At 74.1% G+C, this 19,798-nt stretch carries 15 protein-coding genes; all 15 read right to left on the bottom strand.

What is annotated here, in order from left to right:
* Positions 1–6: 6 nt before the first annotated feature.
* The 15 genes from cobA to argJ all read right to left on the bottom strand — a co-directional run bounded on the left by cobA (position 7) and on the right by argJ (position 19,788).
* The gene (gene cobA, locus J2S46_RS33000) at positions 7–1,263 is read right to left on the bottom strand and encodes a uroporphyrinogen-III C-methyltransferase (RefSeq protein WP_191288162.1); all 1,257 of its coding nucleotides are present in this window, start codon (positions 1,261–1,263) and stop codon (positions 7–9) included.
* Positions 1,264–1,360: 97 nt separating this feature from the next.
* Positions 1,361–5,221 carry a nicotinate-nucleotide--dimethylbenzimidazole phosphoribosyltransferase gene (gene cobT / locus J2S46_RS32995; RefSeq protein WP_191288161.1) on the bottom strand — a complete coding sequence of 1,287 codons (3,861 nt, stop codon included), beginning with the start codon at positions 5,219–5,221 and terminating at the stop codon, positions 1,361–1,363.
* A 461-nt stretch (positions 5,222–5,682) separates the two neighbouring features.
* On the bottom strand, positions 5,683–7,044 hold the full coding sequence (cbiE, locus tag J2S46_RS32990) for a precorrin-6y C5,15-methyltransferase (decarboxylating) subunit CbiE (RefSeq protein WP_191288160.1): 1,362 nt from the start codon (positions 7,042–7,044) through the stop codon (positions 5,683–5,685).
* Positions 7,045–7,206: 162 nt separating this feature from the next.
* Entirely contained in the window at positions 7,207–7,917 is a 711-nt protein-coding gene (locus J2S46_RS32985) for a GNAT family N-acetyltransferase (protein ID WP_191288159.1), read from the bottom strand.
* 197 nt (positions 7,918–8,114) lie between these two features.
* Positions 8,115–8,951, bottom strand: a complete 837-nt coding sequence (locus tag J2S46_RS32980; RefSeq protein WP_191288158.1) for a MetQ/NlpA family ABC transporter substrate-binding protein — start codon at positions 8,949–8,951, stop codon at positions 8,115–8,117.
* Between the two features lie 100 nt (positions 8,952–9,051).
* On the bottom strand, positions 9,052–9,786 hold the full coding sequence (locus J2S46_RS32975; protein ID WP_191288328.1) for a methionine ABC transporter permease: 735 nt from the start codon (positions 9,784–9,786) through the stop codon (positions 9,052–9,054).
* Between the two features lie 8 nt (positions 9,787–9,794).
* Entirely contained in the window at positions 9,795–10,820 is a 1,026-nt protein-coding gene (locus J2S46_RS32970; RefSeq protein WP_073921517.1) for a methionine ABC transporter ATP-binding protein, read from the bottom strand.
* A 527-nt stretch (positions 10,821–11,347) separates the two neighbouring features.
* Positions 11,348–11,848: a GNAT family N-acetyltransferase gene (locus tag J2S46_RS32965; protein ID WP_191288327.1), complete on the bottom strand. Its 501-nt coding sequence runs from the start codon at positions 11,846–11,848 to the stop codon at positions 11,348–11,350.
* A 274-nt stretch (positions 11,849–12,122) separates the two neighbouring features.
* On the bottom strand, positions 12,123–12,599 hold the full coding sequence (locus J2S46_RS32960; RefSeq protein WP_191288157.1) for an RNA polymerase sigma factor: 477 nt from the start codon (positions 12,597–12,599) through the stop codon (positions 12,123–12,125).
* A 294-nt stretch (positions 12,600–12,893) separates the two neighbouring features.
* Positions 12,894–14,318, bottom strand: coding sequence for an argininosuccinate lyase (gene argH, locus J2S46_RS32955; RefSeq protein ID WP_191288156.1), 1,425 nt, complete (start codon positions 14,316–14,318; stop codon positions 12,894–12,896).
* Between the two features lie 87 nt (positions 14,319–14,405).
* Positions 14,406–15,599: an argininosuccinate synthase gene (locus J2S46_RS32950; RefSeq protein WP_191288155.1), complete on the bottom strand. Its 1,194-nt coding sequence runs from the start codon at positions 15,597–15,599 to the stop codon at positions 14,406–14,408.
* Between the two features lie 258 nt (positions 15,600–15,857).
* Entirely contained in the window at positions 15,858–16,406 is a 549-nt protein-coding gene (locus J2S46_RS32945; protein WP_073921522.1) for an arginine repressor, read from the bottom strand.
* Positions 16,407–16,424: 18 nt separating this feature from the next.
* Positions 16,425–17,633, bottom strand: a complete 1,209-nt coding sequence (locus J2S46_RS32940) for an acetylornithine transaminase (protein ID WP_191288154.1) — start codon at positions 17,631–17,633, stop codon at positions 16,425–16,427.
* Positions 17,630–18,562: an acetylglutamate kinase gene (argB, locus tag J2S46_RS32935; RefSeq protein WP_191288153.1), complete on the bottom strand. Its 933-nt coding sequence runs from the start codon at positions 18,560–18,562 to the stop codon at positions 17,630–17,632. Before argB ends, J2S46_RS32940 begins: the two co-directional genes overlap by 4 nt.
* Positions 18,563–18,633: 71 nt before the next feature.
* Positions 18,634–19,788 carry a bifunctional glutamate N-acetyltransferase/amino-acid acetyltransferase ArgJ gene (gene argJ / locus J2S46_RS32930; RefSeq protein ID WP_191288326.1) on the bottom strand — a complete coding sequence of 385 codons (1,155 nt, stop codon included), beginning with the start codon at positions 19,786–19,788 and terminating at the stop codon, positions 18,634–18,636.
* Between the last annotated feature and the right edge of the window lie 10 nt (positions 19,789–19,798).

The raw sequence follows: 19,798 nt of genomic DNA, 5'->3' as shown, positions 1-19,798 counted from the left end.
TCGCGGTCAGAGCCGGAAGGCGTCCGCGAGGACGCCGACCACCTCGCCGATCACGATCACGGCGGGCGGGCGGACCTGCTCCGCGAGGACGGTCTCGGCGACCGTGCCGAGCGTGGCGTCGATCCGCCGCTGGCCGGCGGTGGTGCCCTCCTGGACGACCGCGACCGGGGTGTCGGCCGAGCGGCCGGCCCCGATCAGCCGGGCGGCGATCGCGCCGATCTTGTCCACGGCCATCAGCAGCACCACGGTGCCGGTCATCCCGGCGACGGCGTCCCAGTTGGTCAGCGAGCGCTCGTCCGGGCCGACGTGGCCGGAGATCACGGTGAACTCGTGGGTCATCCCGCGGTGGGTGACCGGGATGCCGGCGGCCGCCGGGACGCTGATCGAGCTGGAGATGCCGGGGACGACGGTGACCGGCAGGCCGGCCTCCGCGCAGGCCAGCAGCTCCTCGCCGCCGCGGCCGAAGACGTACGGGTCGCCGCCCTTGAGGCGGACCACGAACTTGCCGGCCTTGGCGTGCTCGATCAGCGTCCGGTTGATCGCCTCCTGGGCCATGTAGCGGCCGTAGGGGATCTTGGAGGCGTCGATGACCTCGACGTGCGGGGCCAGCTCGGCGAGCAGCTCGCGCGGGGCCAGGCGGTCGGCGACCACCACGTCCGCGTCGGCGAGCAGCCTGCGGCCGCGCACGGTGATCAGGTCCGGGTCGCCCGGGCCGCCGCCGACCAGGGCCACCCCGGGGAGGCGCTCGCGGTACTGGCGGGCGGCCAGCGAACCGTCCCGCAGGCCGTCCACGATCGCGTTGCGCAGGGCGGCGGAGTGGCGGGGGTCGCCGGTGAGGACCGCGACGGTCGCACCGCCGTCGTGGCCGGAGGCCGGGGTCCACGCGGTGGCGGCGGCGGCGTCGTCGCTGCGGGCGCAGAACACCCGCAGCCGCTCGGCCTCGGCGCTGACCGCGGCGTTCACGGCGGGGTCGTCGGTGGCGACCAGCACGTACCAGGTGTCGGCCAGGTCGCCCTCCGCGTACGGGCGGGCGTGCCAGGTCAGCTCACCGGCGTCGGCCATCGCCTGCACGGCGGGGGTGGTGGTAGGCGATATCAGCTGGATGTCCGCACCGGCGGCGATCAGGGCGGGCAGCCGGCGCTGGGCCACCTGGCCACCGCCGACCACGACCACCCGGCGGCGGTCGAGGAGCAGGCCGACGGGGTACGGGGTGCGGCCCTCGGTGCCGGGGTGCGGGTTGGGCGCTGGGGTGGGCGCGGTCATGGGCGGGGCTCCTGGGTGGGAGGGAGGGTTTTCGGGTACGGCGGCGGGCCCCGTACCCGGCGCGCCCTCGGGCCGGGTACGGGGGACTACGTCCGGGTCAGGCCTTCTCGGTGACCCCGGCGGAGTCGAACGTGGCTACATCGTGCATCGAACGGGCCGCACTCTGCACCAGCGGGAGCGCGAGCAGCGCGCCGGTGCCCTCGCCGAGGCGCAGGTCCAGGTCGATCAGCGGACGCAGGCCGAGCTTGGCCAGCGCGGCCTGGTGGCCGGGCTCGGCGGACCGGTGGCCGGCGATGCAGGCCGCCAGCACCTCGGGGGCGATCGCCTTGGCGGCGAGCGCCGCCGAGCCCGCGATGACGCCGTCCAGGACGACCGGGGTGCGCAGCGAGGCGGCGCCGAGCATGAACCCGGCCAGGGCCGCGTGCTCCAGGCCGCCGACGGCCGCCAGGACGCCGATCGGGTCGCTCGGGTCGGGCTGGTGCAGGGCCAGCGCGGCGCGGATCACCTCGATCTTGTGGGCGTGCATCGCGTCGTCGATGCCGGTGCCGCGACCGGTCACCTCGGCCGGGTCGAGACCGGCGAAGACCGAGATCAGGGCCGCCGAGGCGGTGGTGTTGCCGATCCCCATGTCGCCGGTGATCAGCACCTTGTTGCCGGCGGCGACCAGGTCGCGGGCGGTCTCGATGCCGACCTCGATCGCCTTCAGCGCCTCCTCCCGGCTCATCGCCGGGCCCTGGGTCATGTCGTCCGTGCCGGGCTTGACCTTGCGCGGCAGCAGGCCGGTGGTGCGGCCGGACTGGATCGCGTCCGGCAGGTCGCTCTTCACGCCGACGTCGACGACGACGACCTCGGTGCCGATCTGCTTGGCGAAGGAGTTGATCACCGCGCCGCCGGCCAGGAAGTTGGCCACCATCTGGGCGGTGACCTCCTGCGGCCAGGGGCTGACGCCCTGGGCGTGCACCCCGTGGTCGGCCGCGAAGATCGCCACGCAGCCGGGCTCGGGGATCGGCGGCGGGCACTTGCGGGACAGGCCGCAGAGCTGGGCCGAGATGATCTCCAGCATGCCGAGCGAGCCGGCCGGCTTGGTCATCCGCTTCTGGCGGTCCCAGGCCTCGCCGAGCGCCTTGGCGTCCAGCGGCCGGATGCCGCGCAGGGTGTCGGCGAGCAGGCTGTGCGGCTCCTCGCCGGGCAGCGCCCGGTTGCCGTACTGCTCCTCGTGCACCACCCAGGAGAGCGGGCGCTTCTTCGCCCAGCCCTGCTGCTGCAGCTCCGGCTCCTCCGGGAAGGAGTCGACGTACCCCACGCACAGGTACGCGACGACCTCCAGGTGCTCGGGCAGGCCGAGCTCGCGGACCATCTCGTCCTCGTCGAAGAAGCTCACCCAGCCCACGCCCAGGCCCTCGGCCCGGGCGGCCAGCCAGAGGTTCTCCACCGCCAGCGCGGCCGAGTACGGTGCCATCTGCGGCTGGGTGTGCCGGCCCAGCGTGTGCCGGCCGCCACGGGTGCGGTCGGCGGTGACCACGATGTTCACCGGGGTGTCGAGGATGGCCTCGATCTTGATTTCCTTGAACTGCTTGGCCCGGCCCTTGGGGAGCGAGTCGGCGTAGGCCACCCGCTGGCGCTCCGCCAGCTCGTGCATCCTGCGGCGGGTCTTCGCCGAGCGGATGACCACGAAGTCCCAGGGCTGGGAGTAGCCGACGCTCGGCGCGGTGTGGGCCGCCTCCAGGACGCGGATCAGCACCTCGTGCGGGATCGGGTCCGGGCGGAAGCCGTTGCGGATGTCGCGGCGCTCCCGGATCACCTGGTGCACGGCGGCCCGGCCGGCGTCGTCGAAGCCCTGGGCCGCCGGCGGGCGCGGGACCGCGGGGGCCTCCGGCTGCGGCTCGGCCACGGCCGGGGCGGCTGCCACGTCGTCGGCGGCGACGGCGGGGCCGGTGGTGGGGTCGACCACGGGGGCGGCGGGGTCGGTGCGGTCGGCGATGGCGGTGCCCTCCTCGGGCTCAGGGACGGCCTCGGCCCGGGGCTGCTCCGGGGTCTGCTGCTCGTGCTGACCCTGCGGGTCGGTGGACTCCTCGGGCCCGGCCTGCGGCTGCTCCTGGGAAGGTCCGGGCTGCTCGGCCGGGGCCTGCTCGTGGAGCTGCACCTGGGCCGGGTCGGCGTCGGCATCCGGCGCGGACGCGGCGTCGGCGGCCTGCGGGTCGGCGGCGGGGGCGTCGACCGGGCGACCGGACGGCATGTCGCCGGTACCGGCGGCCGTCTCGGGGGCGGCAGTCCCGGGGGCTGCCGCCTCGGGCTGCGCGGCGGTCCCGGCGCCCTCGGCGCTCTCGACCGCCGGCTGCGGCTGCCCGGCCTCGGCCTGCGCGGGCTGCCCGGACTGACCCTGCGCGGCCTCGGCGGGCTCGACCTGCTCGGCCGGCCCTGCGAGGACCGGCTGCTCCACGGCCGCCGGCTGCTCCACGGCGGACTGCTCCATGCCGGCCTGCTCCATGCCGGCCTGCTCGGCCGCGGGCTGCTCGGCGACGGGCTCCGCCGGAGCGGCCTGCTCGGGAACGGCCTGCTCGGGGACGGCCTGCTCCGGCGCGGGCTGCTCCGGCGCGGGCTGCTCGGGGGCGGCCTGCTGCTGGAGGACCGGCTCGGCCGCCACCGGTTCGGCCACCGGCTGGGCCTCGACGGTGGGCAGGCCGTGCGGGGTCGGCGCGGCCAGGAAGGCAGAGATCCGGCCCCGCGGCTGCGCGGGAGCCGTCACCGGCTGGGGCTGCGGCAGCACGGCCGGCGCGGCCTCGGCGACCGGCTCGGACGCGGCCACCGGCTGCGCCTCGGCGACCGGCTGAGCCTCCGCGGCCTGCTGGACCTCGACGACCGGCGGTGCCTCCGCGACGGGCTGACCCTCGGCCGGCACCGGCTCGACCGGCTCGACCGGCTGCGGGCCGACGGCCTCGGCCACGGCCTGCGGGGCGTCCGGCTCCGGCCGGGCCGGCTGCTCCGGCGCCGGGGCAGGAGCCTCCACGACGGGCGCCTCCGGGGCGAGGGCCTCCGGGGCGGGTGCCGCCGTGACAGGCGCATCCGGAACGGAGGGCTCGGCCACGGGCGCCTCCGCCACCGGGGCGGCCTGCGCCACCGGCGGCTGCTGGGCCGCCACGACGGCCGGCGGCTGCTGCTGCTCGGCCGGGGCGACGAGCCGCACGCCGTGCGCCGGGGTGCTGCCCTGGGACGGGCCCCGGTCGGCGAGCGAACGGACCGGCACGTGGCCGGTCATCAGCGAGGGGTCCGGGATCGGCGGGCCCGCGTGCAGGGGCCGGCGCGGCTGCTGAACCGCCGTCAGCTGGTCCTGGGCCTGGAGGGGCGCGGCGGCGGGCGCGGCCTGGGCCGGCTCCACGACCGGCTCGGCCCCGGCGAGGGCGGGGCCGGCCTGGGCGGCGGCCACCAGCGCGGGCGCGGGGAGGTCCTGGGCCGCGGCCATCACCGGCGGCGCCAGCGGCGGCCAGGAGGGCTCGACCGGAGTCCCGGCGGGTGTCCCGGCCGGCTCGGCGGCGGGCTCCTGCTGCTCCCCGAGGGGCCGCAGGGCGACCGTGTCCACCCCGGCGGGGGCCTCGGCGGCAAGCGTCGGCGGTTCGGCCGGAATGTGCGCGAGGGGCTCGCCCCAGGAGCCCTGGGGGCCCGGCATCAGCAGCACGTCGTCCTCGTCGTCGAGCCCGTCCTGCGGGTCGGGCTGGTCCAGGAAGGTGAATCCCGGACGCTGGAGCAGGCCCTCGCCGCCGGGCGGGACCGCGCCGTGCAGCGTCGCGCCGTGCGCGTGCGCCGGGGCCGCCTGGACGGGGAAGCCGGGGATGCCCTGGTCCGCCGCTCCCGGTGCCGGGGCGACGGGTACCGCGACGCCCTCCGGCCGGCCGGCCGGGTGGGACCCGGCGAGCAGGTGCTCCGGCAGTCCCTCGCTGGGGACGTGGCCGCCATCGGTCATGTCAAAGCTCCTTCCAGGCCGCTGCCGCGCCCTTGGCGACGCGATCACCGACCGCAGCGCCCACATCCGCTCACGAGCCGGGCCAGGTTCCGGCCCGCCCCTCAACCACTCGCGGCCGCCGCGCCTGGGGCGCTGCGGCCGTTGATCCTCCGGCGCGCTGCGGCACCCCGGCCCGCGCCCCACCCGTCAGGAGTGGTGCGCCATCTGAAATAACGACAACCCTGGGCAACCGGCACGATCGCACCGGACCCTACGGCATTCTCCCGGTCCGGCACGCGACCCGTCGAATTGCCCACACTTCGAGCCACAGCGGGTTGCACCACGTCAAAAAGGCGACAAACGCACCAGATCGGGCATGGTGCGACTGCCTCAGCCACCCAGGACGCCACACTACCGGCCTGGGGCGGCCACCTCTCGAATCCGTGTCCGGATGCGACCGGGATCACCGCCGCCCGGCCGGATCACGCCCCCTGCTCGCCCCAGAGGAGCACCGTCTGCGCCCCCGCGGAGAGCACCAGCCCGGCGCCCGTGCCGGCCTGCTCCCGCGCCAGCAACGGTCCGGTCGGGGCCGAACGGGGTGGGGCGGGCACGAACGAGCCGCTCCTGGCAACGTCCGGCCGGACCGGCGTCGACTGCGAGGGCATCCACTGCAGCGGCGTCGACTGGAGCAGCGCGCCCTCCGCCCGGTAGCCGGCGCCGGCGATCGCCTCCCGGATCTCCTCCGCCTCGGCGAAGGTCCGGGCGACCGCGACGATCCGCTCCGGGCGACGGGCCAGCACCGCCCGCACCGCCTCCGCTCCCCCGCTCTCGACCACCGCGGCGTCCGGTTCCGGCAGACCGCCCAGTGCCTGCGGGCCCGAGCCGTGCACCGTCTCCACCTCGACGCCGAAGCGGCGGGCGTTGACCGCGATCCGCGCGCAGGCGGAACTGTCCGCCTCCAGCGCGACGACGGCCGCACCGAAGCGCGCCACCTCCACGGCCAGCGCCCCGCTGCCGGCGCCCACGGCCCAGACCAGGTCGCCCGGGCCGGCGCCCAGCCGCGCCAGCACCAGCGCACGGACGTGCGCGGGGAGTGCGTCCGGGTCGCTCCCGCCCTCCCCCGCGCGCCCGGCGCCCGCGTAGGCGTCGGCGGGCAGCGCCCAGCCGCGTTCCGCGCCGGGGAATCCCACCGGGCGCCCGGCCAGCCAGCCGGCCGCCTCGCCGGCCCCGGCCTGCGGGCCGTTGCCGCCGATCACCAGCACCACGTTCGGGTCCCGCCAGAGGCGGTCGGCGACCCGGTCGGAGGTGAGCACGGTGACGTCCTCGTCGGAGGTGCCGAGCCCCTCGCAGACCACGAAGGTGCGGTGCACGCCGCGCAGCATCAGGGCCAGCTCGCTGGGCCCGGCGCCGGCGGCGGTGAGCACCGCGACCTTGGGGTGGGCCCGGCAGATGTTGGCGGCCCGGCGCAGCCGGCCGCCGTGCGCGCTGACCACCTGGGCGTCCTCCCAGGGCATGCCGGCGCGGGCGAAGGCGGTGGCGACCGAGGAGACGGCGGGCAGCACCTCCAGTTCGAGCCCGTACTCGGGGCGGCGCAGGGTGCGGACGACGCCGAAGAACCCGGGGTCGCCCTCCGCGACCACGACGGCCGCGCCCCGGTGCTCGGCGATCCGACGGGCCGCCAGCTGCACGCTGCCGAGGGCGATCCGCTCGGCGCCGGGCGGCACCGGCAGGGCGTTGAGCTGGTAGGGCGCGCCGGCCACCAGGGTCGCCGCCGCGAGGGCCGCGCCGGCGGCCTCGGTCAGCGGTGTGCCGTCCCACCCGATGACCGTGATCCGGTCAGCCATCTGCGGCTGCTCTCCTCGACTCTGCGCACTGCGCGGAACGGGGTGGCCCGCGGACCACCGGGACCCGGCCGGGTCCGTCCAGGAGCAGAGGCTACCCGGTGCGCCGACCCCGCCGGCGACAACTCGTACGGACGGCCCCCGCGAGGGGGCGCCCGGCGTGGGTCAGTCCCGCAGGACGTACCGCCCGGCCCGCGGGTCGGGCAGCGGCGGGACCTCCTCCATGTCCTCGGGGAGCAGGCTCCAGAGGATGAGGTCACTGCGGCTCTCGCCGGCGGCCGCGGTGCGGCCTTCTCCGGTCAGGGGCCCGTCGGTGCGGGGTCCGGTGGTGACGGGACGGTCGGTGACGGGACGGTCGGTGACGGGTTCGCTCTCGCGCACTATCCAGGCGCTGCGGAGCACGCCCTCGCTGATGCAGCCGACCTTCTGCGCGACCTGCTGGGCGGCGGTGTTCCCGGCCGCCGTCCGCATCTCCAGGCGAAGGAAGCCGCGGTCCTCGAAGAGCCACTGGGCGACGCCGAGCACGGCCTCCCCCGCGTAGCCCTCGCCGCGCGCCCAGGGGGCGGTGACGTAACAGATCTCGGTGGCGCGCAGCCGCCAGTCGGTGTGGCGCAGCTCGACCAGGCCGACCACCCGCTGGGTGAGGTGTTCGGTGACGGTGAAGCGGATGCCGTGCCCCTCGGCCCGGTGGGCGGGGGCGAGGGCGGTGGCCCACCGGACGGCGAGGTCCTCGGTGAAGGGCTGCGGGAAGTCCGTCCAGGCGTGCACCAGCTCGTCGGCCATCAGCTCGGCCAGGGCGGGGGCGTCGCCGACCTCAAGGGGGCGCAGCAGCAGCCGTTCGGTGCTGATGGCGGTCTCGGGGAAGCTCGCTGCCATGCCGTCTCTCCTCGCCGGGTCGTGGACACACCGTACGCCCCACCGGGTCCCGGGTGTCACGCGGTGCACGGACCGCACGACGGTACGTCAGAAACGCCGTCCGTCACACCGTCACCCCCCGATACTGCCCGACCGGGCCCCTGCCGAGGTGCGGCGGGGGCCCGGTCGGGCAGTGCGGGGAAACCGCGTCGGGCCGGTCAGAAGGCCGGGGTGACGGAGCCCTGGAAGGTGTCGTCGATGTACTTCTTGACCTCGGCGGAGTGCAGCAGCTCGGCCAGCTTCTTGACCCGCGGGTCGGCCTCGTTGCCCTTCTTGACGGCAAGGATGTTGGCGTACGGGTTGCCCGCGGCCTTCTCCAGCAGGATGGCGTCGGTGGCGGGCTTGAGGCCCGAGTCGAGGGCGTAGTTGCCGTTGATGATGCCGGCGTCCAGGTCGTCCAGGGCGCGCGGCAGCTGGGCCGCCTCCAGCTCCTTGAACTTGAGGTTCTTGGGGTTGGTGGCGATGTCCTGGACGGTGGCGGCGGTGCCGGCGCCGGCCTTGAGGGTGATGACGTTGTTGTCGGCGAGCAGCTTGAGCGCCCGGCCCTCGTTGGTGGCGTCGTTGGGCACGCCGACCTGGGCGCCGTCCTTGAGGTCGGCGACGGCCTTGACCTTCTTGGAGTAGACGCCGAGGGGCTCCAGGTGGACCGTCTCGACCGGGACGATGCTGGTGCCGTTCTTCTGGTTGAAGTCGTCCAGGTACGGCACGTGCTGGAAGTAGTTGGCGTCCGCGGAGCCGTCCTGGACCGCCGTGTTCGGGGTCACGTAGTCGCTGACCACCTTGATGTCCAGCTTGAGGCCCGCCTTCTCGGCGAGGTTGTCCTTCACGTACTGGAGGATCTGGGCGTGCGGGGTGGGGCTGGCGACGACGGTCAGCGTCTTGTTCGGGTCGGCCGAGGCGCCGGCCGGCGAGGAGCCGGAGCTGCCGCAGGCGGCGAGCGAGAGGGCGAGGCCGGCGGTGGCGAGGACGGTGGTGGTCTTCAGGACGTTACGCACGAAAAGTGCCTTTCTGCGGGGTTGCGGTCGGCCGTCCGGGCCGTTGGTGACGGACGTGCGGCCGGTTCTCGCCGGGCCCTGGGTCGGGCCGCCGGCGGGGTCAGTGGGCGACGAGTTCGTCGTCGTCGGCGCCGCGGCGGCGGGAGCCGAAGAGCAGGCCGAGCGGGCTGGGGTAGGAGCCGCGGTGGGAGAGGCGGCGGGCGATCCGGTCGCCGATCAGCTGGAGGACCGTGACGATGACGACCAGCTCGGCGACGATCACCCACATGAAGGTGGTCTGGAAGCGCAGGTACCCGTAGCGGTACGCCAGGTCGCCGAGCCCGCCGCCGCCGACGGTGCCGGCCATCGCGGAGTAGCCGATCAGGGCGATCACCGTGGTGGTGACGGAGGCGACCAGCGCGGGAAGGGCCTCCGGCAGCAGGGTCTTGCGGACGATCGTCCAGGTCGAGCCGCCCATCGACTGGACGGCCTCGACGAGGCCGCCGTCGACCTCGCGGACGGAGGTCTCGACCAGGCGGGCGAAGAACGGGATGGCGCCGACGGCCAGCGGCACGGCGGCGGCCTGCCAGCCGAGCGAGGTGCCCACCACCCATCGGGTGAACGGGATCAGCGCCACGATCAGGATGATGAACGGGATCGAGCGGCCGACGTTCACGATCACGCCGAGCACCCGGGCGACGGGCACGTTCTGCAGCAGGCCGCCCTTGTCGGTGAGCACCAGGAACAGGCCGACGGGCAGCCCGATCACGATGGTGGCGGCGGTGGCGATGCCGACCATGCCGAGGGTCTCCCAGGTGGCGGGCCACATCAGGTCCTGCATCTGGTCCCAGGTCAGGGTGCTGCTCATGCCACCGCTCCGTTCGCCGCGTCGAGCACGTCCACCTGCAGGCCCTGCTCGCGCAGGAAGCCGATCGGCACCACGTTGTCCTGGTGGGAGCCGGACAGTTCGACCCGCATCCGGCCGACCATCCGGCCGGCGATGGTCTCGACGGCCGCGCCGAGGATGTTGATGTCGATCTGGTAGGTGCGGGCGAGCTGCGAGACGAAGGGGCGGGCGGAGGTGTCGCCCTGGAAGGTGATCTCCAGCACGGTCCGGCCGGGGTGGCCGGAGCCGAACTCGCTCAGCGGGAAGAGTTCCCGGGCGAGTTCCGAGCCGGGGGTGGCGAGCAGGTCGGTGAGTTCGCCGGACTCGACCACCCGGCCGCCGCGCATCAGGGCCGCCGAGTCGCAGACGGACTTGATGACGTCCATCTCGTGGGTGATCAGCAGCACGGTGAGCCCGAGCTGCTGGTTGAGGTCGCGCAGCAGCTTGAGGATGGAGCGGGTGGTCTCGGGGTCGAGGGCGGAGGTCGCCTCGTCGGAGAGCAGCACCTTGGGGTCGCCGGCCAGGGCGCGGGCGATGCCGACGCGCTGCTTCTGGCCGCCGGAGAGCTGGCTGGGGTAGCTGCGGGCCTTGTCGGCGAGGCCGACCAGGTCGAGCAGTTCGGCGGCCTTGCGGCGGCGCTGGGCGCGGTCCAGGCCGATGATCTCCAGCGGGAGCTCGACGTTCTCCTGGGCGGTCCGCGAGGCGAGCAGGTTGAAGTGCTGGAAGACCATGCCGATCCGCCGGCGGGCCTCGCGCAGGGCGCTGCCGGCGCGCTGCTCGTGGCCGCCGAGGGCGGTAAGGTCCAGGCCGTCGACGGTGACCGTGCCGGAGCTGGGCCGCTCCAGCATGTTCACGCAGCGGATGAGCGTGCTCTTGCCCGCACCGCTGGTGCCGACGACGCCGTAGACCTCGCCCTCGCGGACGTGCAGGTCGACGCCGGCGAGGGCGGTCACCTCGCGGCCTTGCGAGCGGTAGACCTTCGTGAGGTCCGTGGTGGTGATCACAGCTGCTTCCGTGGGTCGGGGGCGGACGTCGTCGGGCCACCTGGCCGGATCTCGGCCGGGGACGGGCGGCGACGCGCCGATGAAGGTGTTTCCGGACCTGCCATCCCTTGATCCTTGCGGCTGGGCCGACGGCCCGCGCGGGGGCGTGACCCGCACGGGTCAACGGCAGCAGGGCTCCCGCCCTGGCGGGCGGTGGGAGGGGCGGGCACGGCGGCGCTCCGCGACGGGAGCGGCCGGGGTTCTCGCTTCGGGGCGCGAGGAGGGGGCTACCACCGGCCGGAGGCCGGGGAGGACAGTGGCCCTCAGCGGTGACACATTCGACGGCACATGGCACTCTCACCTGCCGGCATGGTGCCGGTGGGGGTCCAGTTCGTCGTCGCAGTCATGAGAGCCAGTAAATCAGATCAACCGAATTAGTCCCAGATATCAGGACTCCAAGTCCGAAATGCGGACACAACCCTTTGCTGCCAAGCACAGCGGCGCCCGGATCCATCACGCACGTGACGGATCCGGGCGCCGGGGAGACCTCAGGCGGAGGCGGCCAGCTCGCTGTGCACCGGCTTCTCCAGCGCGACGAAGCTCAGCTCGCCGCTGACCGCCTCGACGCCGGTCTGCCGGTAGCCCTGCCGGGCGTAGAGGCGCAGGTTGCCGAGGCTGCGGTGGCCGGTGAAGAGCCGGAAGACCTGCACCGACCCGTCCTCCAGCAGGCGCCGCTCCATCGCGTCCAGCAGCCGGCCGCCCAGGCCGTGGCGCTGCATCCGGGGGTGGACCACCAGACGCCCTATCCGGCCGACACCGCCCTCGTCGACCCGGCCGCGGACGGTGCCGACGACCTCGTCGCCGAGCCGGGCGACCAGCACGTGCCGCTCGGCCAGCTCGGTGCGCAGGCTCTCCAGGGTCTGCGTCAGGGGCTCGATGCCCCAGTCGCCGTACAGCTCGGCCTCGCTCTGGTAGCCGAGGTACTGGAGCTTGAGGATCTGCTCCGCGTCTTCCTTGTCCGCCACCGAGATGATCACACTCATGCCCATGTACAGGGGCCTCCCCATCGTTGTTCTCCGGCGCGCGGGTTCGAGGGTGTCGCACCGGATGCTCTGCCGGAGATGTACCCGGCCGGGGATCGGTCCTGACCGGGGTATGGCGCACGAACGTACCAGCCCGGCAGGATGCACCACAGCCCGCCGGGCCGGGCCGCGCTCACGCTCAGTATCCGTGTGATCGCGTCACCGTCAAGAGGTGCGTTCGCCACCGCTCTACCCCAGCGTCAGCTCCTCTCAACCTCCCGGACGCCCGACGTGTCGAGCATCACGTCCGCAGGCCGTGCAGCAGGGTGCGCAGACAGGACAGGCAGCGCGAGCGGGTCGGGCCGATGCTGCCGCGCGGCATCCCGAGCAGACCCGCCAGGTCACCGTAGGTGAGCCCGGGCGCGTCGGCGAGCGCGGCCAGCAGGACGGGGCAGCGGCCGGGCAGGGCGGCGACGGAGGCCCACAGGGCGTGCCGGCCCCGTTCGGCGAGCACCTGCGCCTCCGCCGAGGGGACCGGCGAGGGGCGGGTCGCACGCTCCGCCGCGAGGCGCTCCCGGTCGGCCGTCCGGGTGAGGCGAAGGCACTCGCGCAGGGCCAGCGAGCGCAGCCAGGAGCGGGCGTCGGCGGGCAGCGGGCCGGCGGCGGCGCGCTCGCAGGCCCGCAGCCAGACCGACTGCTCCAGGTCCTCGGCCTCCAGTCCGTGGCGGTCGGCCAGTGCGGCGACGAGCGGGGCGACGGCGGGGCGCAGCCCGGCCACCGGCAGCGCGACGGGGCGGGGCGGACCGGGCGCGGGACGGCACGGCGGGGCAGGAGGACCCGGACGGCGGGGGACCGGTGGAGGCGCAGGACCGCGTGGGGGCGCGGGCGGGCGGCCCGCGCGGGGCGCGACCGGGGGCGTGGACGGACGGGTGACGGCGGGTCGGTCGGTGTACACACCGGGTACTACCGGCGGCGGGGCCGTCCGGACACGGCCCGGCCGGCCCGCGACCGGGCCGGGAACAGCACGGAGGGGGCGCGACGGTCACCCGTCGCGCCCCCTCCGGCCGGGACGTCAGCCCTGGACCCACTCCTGCTGGAGGGCCAGGTCGGCCTTGAGCTCGGCCAGCTGGACCGCGACGGCGGACGGGGCGGTGCCGCCCCGGCCGTTGCGGGAGGCGATCGCACCGTGCACGTTGAGCACCGAGCGGACCTCGGGCGTCAGGTGCTCGGAGATGGCGGCGAACTGCTCGTCCGTCAGGTCGGACAGCTCGATGCCCTGGCCCTCGCAGACCTTGACGCAGGCGCCGGCGACCTCGTGCGCGACCCGGAACGGCACGCCCTGCTTGACCAGCCACTCGGCGATGTCGGTGGCCAGCGAGAACCCGGCGGGCGCCAGCTCCTCCAGGCGCTCCCGGTGCACGGTGAGGGTGGCCATCATGCCGGTGAAGGCCGGCAGCAGGACCTCAAGGGTGTCGCAGGAGTCGAAGACCGGCTCCTTGTCCTCCTGGAGGTCCCGGTTGTAGGCCAGCGGCAGCGCCTTCAGGGTGGCGAGCAGCCCGGTCAGGTTGCCGATCAGGCGGCCGGACTTGCCGCGCGCCAGCTCGGCGATGTCCGGGTTCTTCTTCTGCGGCATGATCGAGGAGCCGGTGGAGAAGGCGTCGTGCAGCGTGATGAAGCCGAACTCCTTGGTGTTCCAGATGATCACCTCCTCCGCGATCCGGGAGAGGTTGATGCCGATCATCGCCGTCACGAAGGCGAACTCGGCGACGAAGTCGCGCGAGGCCGTGCCGTCGATCGAGTTGCCGACCGAACCGCGCTCGAAGCCCAGCTCGGCGGCGACGGCCTGCGGGTCCAGCCCGAGCGAGGAGCCGGCCAGCGCGCCGGAGCCGTACGGGGAGACCGCGGTGCGGGTGTCCCACTGGCGCAGCCGCTCGGCGTCCCGGCCGAGCGCCTGGACGTGGGCGAGCACGTGGTGCGCGAAGAGCACCGGCTGCGCGTGCTGCAGGTGGGTGCGGCCCGGCATCGCGGTGTCGGGGTGCGCCTCGGCGAGGCCGACCAGGGCGTGCTGGAGGTCCAGCACCAGGCCACCGATGATCTTCGCGTGGTCGCGCAGGTACATCCGGAACAGCGTGGCGATCTGGTCGTTGCGCGAGCGGCCGGCCCGCAGCTTGCCGCCGAGGTCGGCCCCGAGCCGCTCCAGCAGCCCGCGCTCCAGGGCGGTGTGCACGTCCTCGTCGGCGACGGTGCCGGTGAACGCGCCGGACTCGACGTCGGCCAGCAGCGTGTCCAGGCCGGCCAGCATGCCGGCCAGTTCCTCGTCGCCCAGCAGCCCGGCCTTGTGCAGGACCCGGGCGTGCGCCTTGGAGCCGGCGATGTCGTACGGCGCGAGCCGCCAGTCGAAGTGCACCGAGGCGGAGAGCTTGGCCAGCGCCTCGGAGGGGCCGTCGGCGAAGCGCGCGCCCCAGAGTCGGACGTCTGCGGTGGGATCGGACGACATCGCGTGGGCTCCTTGCCGGGCTTACGGGGTGGGGGTAGCGGGAGGTCCCGGCTGCGGGGCGCAGCCGGGACCGTACGAGCGGGTCGCTCAGGCGAGGTCGCGGCGGGCGGCGATCTTCGACGAGAGGCCGAAGATCTCGATGAAGCCCTTGGACATCGACTGGTCGAAGGTGTCGCCGGTGTCGTAGGTCGCCAGGTTGAAGTCGTACAGCGACTGGTCCGACTTGCGGCCGTTGACGACGGCCCGGCCGCCGTGCAGGACGAGCCGGATCTCGCCGGAGACGTGCTGGTTGGCCTCGTTGATGAAGCCGTCCAGGGCGCGCTTGAGCGGGGAGAACCACAGGCCGTCGTAGACCAGCTCGGCCCAGCGCTGCTCGACCTGCCGCTTGTAGCGGGCCAGCTCGCGCTCGACGGTGACGTTCTCCAGGGCCTGGTGCGCGGTGATCAGGGCGATCGCGCCAGGGGCTTCGTAGATCTCGCGGGACTTGATGCCGACCAGGCGGTCCTCGACCATGTCGAGCCGGCCCACGCCCTGGGCGCCGGCGCGCTTGTTGAGCTCCTCGATGGCCTGCAGCACCGTCACCTTGCGGCCGTCGACGGCGACCGGGACGCCCGCCTCGAAGGTGATGACGACGGTGTCGGCCTCGCGCGGGGCGGCCGGGTCCTGGGTGTACTCGTAGACGTCCTCGACCGGGGCGTTCCAGATGTCCTCCAGGAAGCCGGTCTCGACGGCGCGCCCGAAGACGTTCTGGTCGATCGAGTACGGGTTCTTCTTGGTGGTGACGATCGGGAGGTTCTTCGCCTCGGCGAAGGCGATCGCCTTGTCGCGGGTCATCGCGTAGTCGCGGACCGGGGCGATGCACTTCAGCTCGGGGGCCAGCGACTGGATGCCGACCTCGAAGCGGACCTGGTCGTTGCCCTTGCCGGTGCAGCCGTGGGCGACGGTGGTGGCGCCGTGCTTCTGCGCGGCGGCGACCAGGTGCTTGACGATGGCCGGCCGCGACAGCGCGGAGACCAGCGGGTACTGGCCCTGGTAGAGGGCGTTGGCCTTGAGGGCGGGGAGGCAGTACTCGTCCGCGAACTCGTCGCGGGCGTCGGCCACCTCGGCCTCGACGGCGCCGCAGTCCAGCGCCCGCTGGCGGATCGCCTCCAGGTCCTCGCCACCCTGGCCGACGTCGACCGCGACGGCGATGACCTCGGCGCCGGTCTCCTCGGCGATCCAGCCGATGCAGACGGACGTGTCCAGACCGCCCGAATAGGCGAGTACGACGCGCTCGGTCACGGCTTTCTCCTTCACAACTGTGCGAACGGGGTGTGCGGTACGCGGGGTGCGCCGGCGGACTCCACTGAGCGGGTCCACCGGGGGCCGGTCCCATGCGGTGCTAGGCATAAGTATGCATGAGTCCGTATGGATTTCAAAACACCGGCCGGAGGCCGGCGCCACTGAGGTCCGGGACGGGGTGACGGCGGGGCGCCCGCCCCGCACGCCGTCGCGCGGGGCGGGCCCCGGAGGACCGCGGTGCGGGCGCGCGGGGCGCCGCTACTGCGCCTTTGCCTGGGCCAGCTGCATCAGATGGTCGGCCAGCGCCTGGCCGCCGGCCGGGTCGCGACTGATCAGCAGCACGGTGTCGTCGCCGGCGATGGTGCCGATGATCTCGAACACCTCGGCCTGGTCGATCGCCGAGGCGAGGAACTGCGCCGCCCCGGGCGGGGTGCGCAGCACCACGAGGTTGCCCGAGGCGGTCGCCGAGACCATCAGCTCGCCGGCCAGCCGGGCCATCCGGCCCTCGCTGGCCGACTCCCCCATCGGCGCCCGCGGCGTGCGGTCGCCGCCCTCGGCCGGGACGGCGTAGATGAGCGCGCCGTCCCGGTTGCGGATCTTCACCGCGCCCAGCTCGTCCAGGTCCCGCGAGAGGGTGGCCTGGGTGACCACCAGTCCGTCGTCGGCGAGCAGCTTGGCGAGCTGGCTCTGCGAGCGCACGGGCTGACGGGTCAACAGGTCCACGATCCGCCGGTGGCGCGCGGCACGGGTCTGCGGGACCTGTGACGTCGGCCCGGCGGCAGGCTGGCCGGAGTGGGGTGCGGTCATATGAATGATTCTCCCGGACTACGCGCGGCCGTCGGCGGGCGGGGCGCTCTCGTGCACCGAGCGCAGGATCGCGGGCAGTGCGGCGAGGAACGCGTCGGCGTCCTGCTCGGTGAGCACCAGCGGCGGGGCGAGGCGCACCGCGTCCGGCACCGCCGCGTTCACCAGGAACCCGGCCTCCTGCGCGGCGGCCTGGATGCCGGCCGACACCGGCTCGGTGAGCACGATGCCGAGCAGCAGGCCGGCGCCCCGCACGTGCGAGACCAGCGGGTCCCCGATCGCCTCGACGCCCGTGCGCAGCCGGTCGCCCAGCTTGCGCACGTGCTCCAGCAGACCCTCGGACTCGATGGTGTCCAGGACGGCCAGCGCGGCCGCGCAGACCACCGGGTTCCCGCCGAAGGTGGTGCCGTGGTTGCCGGGCTGCAGCAGGTCGGCGGCCGGGCCGAAGGCGAGGGTCGCGCCGATCGGCAGGCCGCCGCCGAGGCCCTTGGCCAGGGTGACCACGTCCGGCTCGACACCCTCGAAGGCCTGGTGGGCGAACCAGTGGCCGGTCCGGCCGATGCCGGTCTGGATCTCGTCCAGGATCAGCAGGGTGCCGGTGGCGCGGGTGATCTCGCGGGCGGCCCGGAGGTAGCCGTCCGGCAGCGGGACGGCGCCGTTCTCGCCCTGGACCGGCTCCAGGAACACCGCGGCCGTCTCGGTGGTGACGGCGGCGCGCAGCGCCTCGACGTCACCGAACGGGACGTGGGTGACGTCGCCGGGCAGCGGGCGGAACGGGTCCTGCTTGGCGGGCTGGGCCGTGAGCGCGAGGGCGCCCATCGTCCGGCCGTGGAAGGCGCCCTGCAGGGAGACCAGGTGGGTGCGCCCGGTCAGCCGGCTGATCTTGAACGCGGCCTCGTTGGCCTCGGCCCCGGAGTTCGAGAAGAACACCCGCCCGTCCCGGCCGGAGAGCTCGATCAGCCGCTCGGCGAGCTTCACCGTGGGCTCGGCGAGGAAGAGGTTGGAGATGTGGCCGAGCGAGGAGATCTGCTCGGTCACGGCCGCCACGATCGCCGGGTGGGCGGTGCCGAGGGCGTTGACGGCGATGCCGCCGATGAAGTCGGTGTACTGCTTGCCGTCGGCGTCCCAGAGCTTGGCGCCCTCACCGCGCACCAGCGGGATCCGCGGGGTGCCGTAGTTGTTCATCAGGGCGTGCTGCCACCGCCCGGTCAGCTGCTCGTTGCCGCTCATGCCAGTCCCCCGGTCACCATCATGTCGTCGTCCGGCACGACCATCGTGCCGATGCCCTCATCGGTAAAGATCTCAAGCAGCAGCGAGTGCTGCACCCTGCCGTCCAGCACGCGGGCGGTGCCGACCCCGGAACGGACGGCGTTCAGGCAGCCCTCCATCTTGGGGAGCATGCCGCTGGCGAGCTCCGGGAGCAGGGCCTCCAGCTCGGTCGCGCTGAGCTGGCTGATCACGTCGTCGGAGTTCGGCCAGTCGGCGTAGAGGCCCTCGACGTCGGTCAGCACGACCAGCATCTCGGCGCCCAGCGCCACCGCCAGGGCGGAGGCCGCGGTGTCCGCGTTGATGTTGTAGACGTGGCCGTCGGTGCCGCGGGCGATCGAGGAGATGACCGGGATGCGGCCGTCCCCGATCAGCGCCTTCACCGCGCCGGCCTCGATGTTGACGATGTCGCCGACCAGGCCGATGTCGACGTGCTCGCCGTCGACCAGGGCGTAGCGCTTGACCGCCGTCATGGTGTGCGCGTCCTCGCCGGTCATGCCGACCGCGAACGGGCCGTGGTCGTTGAGCAGCCCGACCAGCTCGCGCTGGACCTGGCCGGCCAGCACCATCCGGACCACGTCCATGGTCTCCGGGGTGGTCACCCGCAGGCCGTTGGTGAAGCTGGACTCCAGTCCCAGCTTGTCCAGTTGGGCGCTGATCTGCGGGCCGCCGCCGTGCACGACCACCGGGTGCAGGCCCGCGTAGCGCAGGAACACCACGTCCTGCGCGAAGGCCGCCTTGAGCTCCTCGTCGACCATGGCGTTGCCGCCGAACTTGATGACGACGGTCTTGCCGTGGAAGCGCTCCAGCCAGGGGAGCGCCTCGATGAGGGTGAGGGCCTTGGGCAACGCGGTGTTGTTGCGGGCCTGTTCACCCTTGGGTGCGATCTGCACGGTGTACGTCTCCGGCTCGGTGGTGGGTTCGGGCGGGGGCGGCGCGGGACCGCCCCCGGGGACCGGCGGGCTCAGGTCGAGTAGGCGCTGTTCTCGTGCACGTAGTCGGCGGTGAGGTCGTTGGTCCACACCGTGGCCGAGGCCTGGCCGGCGTTGAGGTCGGCGGTGATGACCACGTCGCGGCCGCTCATGTCCACCAGGTCGCGGTCCTCGCCGACGCTGCCGTCCTTGCAGACCCAGATCCCGTTGATGGCGACGTCCAGGCGGTCCGGGTCGAAGGCCGCCGAGGTGGTGCCGATGGCGGCCAGCACCCGGCCCCAGTTCGGGTCCTCGCCGTGGATGGCGCACTTCAGCAGGTTGTTGCGGGCCACCACCCGGGCGACCGAGACGGCCTCGTCCTCGGTGGCCGCGCCGGTGATGTCGATCCGGATGTCCTTGCTCGCGCCCTCGGCGTCGCCGATCAGCTGCCGGGCCAGGTCGGCGCAGACCGCGCGGACGGCCTCGTCGAACTCGGCCGCGTCCGGGGCCGCTCCGGCGGCGCCGGAGGCCAGCAGCAGCACGGTGTCGTTGGTGGACATGCAGCCGTCGGAGTCCACCCGGTCGAAGGTGGTGCGGGTGGCGGCGCGCAGCGCGGTGTCCAGGCCGGCGCTGTCGACGTCGGCGTCCGTGGTGAGGACGACCAGCATGGTCGCCAGGCCCGGCGCCAGCATGCCCGCGCCCTTGGCCATGCCGCCCACCGTCCAGCCGGCCGGGCTGGTGACCTGGGCGGTCTTGTGCACGCTGTCGGTGGTCTTGATGGCGATGGCGGCGGCCTCGCCGCCGCCATCGCTCAGCGCCCGGGCGGCCTGCTCGACGCCCGGGAGCAGCAGGTCCATCGGCAGTCGCAGGCCGATCAGGCCGGTGGACGCGACCGCCACCTCGCCGGCGTTGACCTTGAGCTCCTCGGCGACCTTCTCGGCGGTGGCGTGGGTGTCCTGGAAGCCCAGCGGGCCGGTGCAGGCGTTGGCGCCACCGGAGTTGAGCACCACGGCGGACAGCCGGCCGCCCTTGAGGACCTGCTCCGACCAGAGCACCGGCGCGGCCTTGACCCGGTTGGAGGTGAAGACCCCGGCGGCGGCCAGCGACGGTCCGTCGTTGACCACGAGGGCGAGGTCCGGCGTGCCGGAGGCCTTGATCCCGGCGGTGACGCCGGCGGCGCGGAACCCCTTGGCCGCCGTGACGCCGATGGTGGGGTTG

Source organism: Kitasatospora herbaricolor, assembly GCF_030813695.1.
Classification (GTDB): domain Bacteria; phylum Actinomycetota; class Actinomycetes; order Streptomycetales; family Streptomycetaceae; genus Kitasatospora; species Kitasatospora herbaricolor.
Note: the sequence above shows the minus strand (reverse complement) of the source record. Positions and strands in the feature narration are given on the sequence as shown.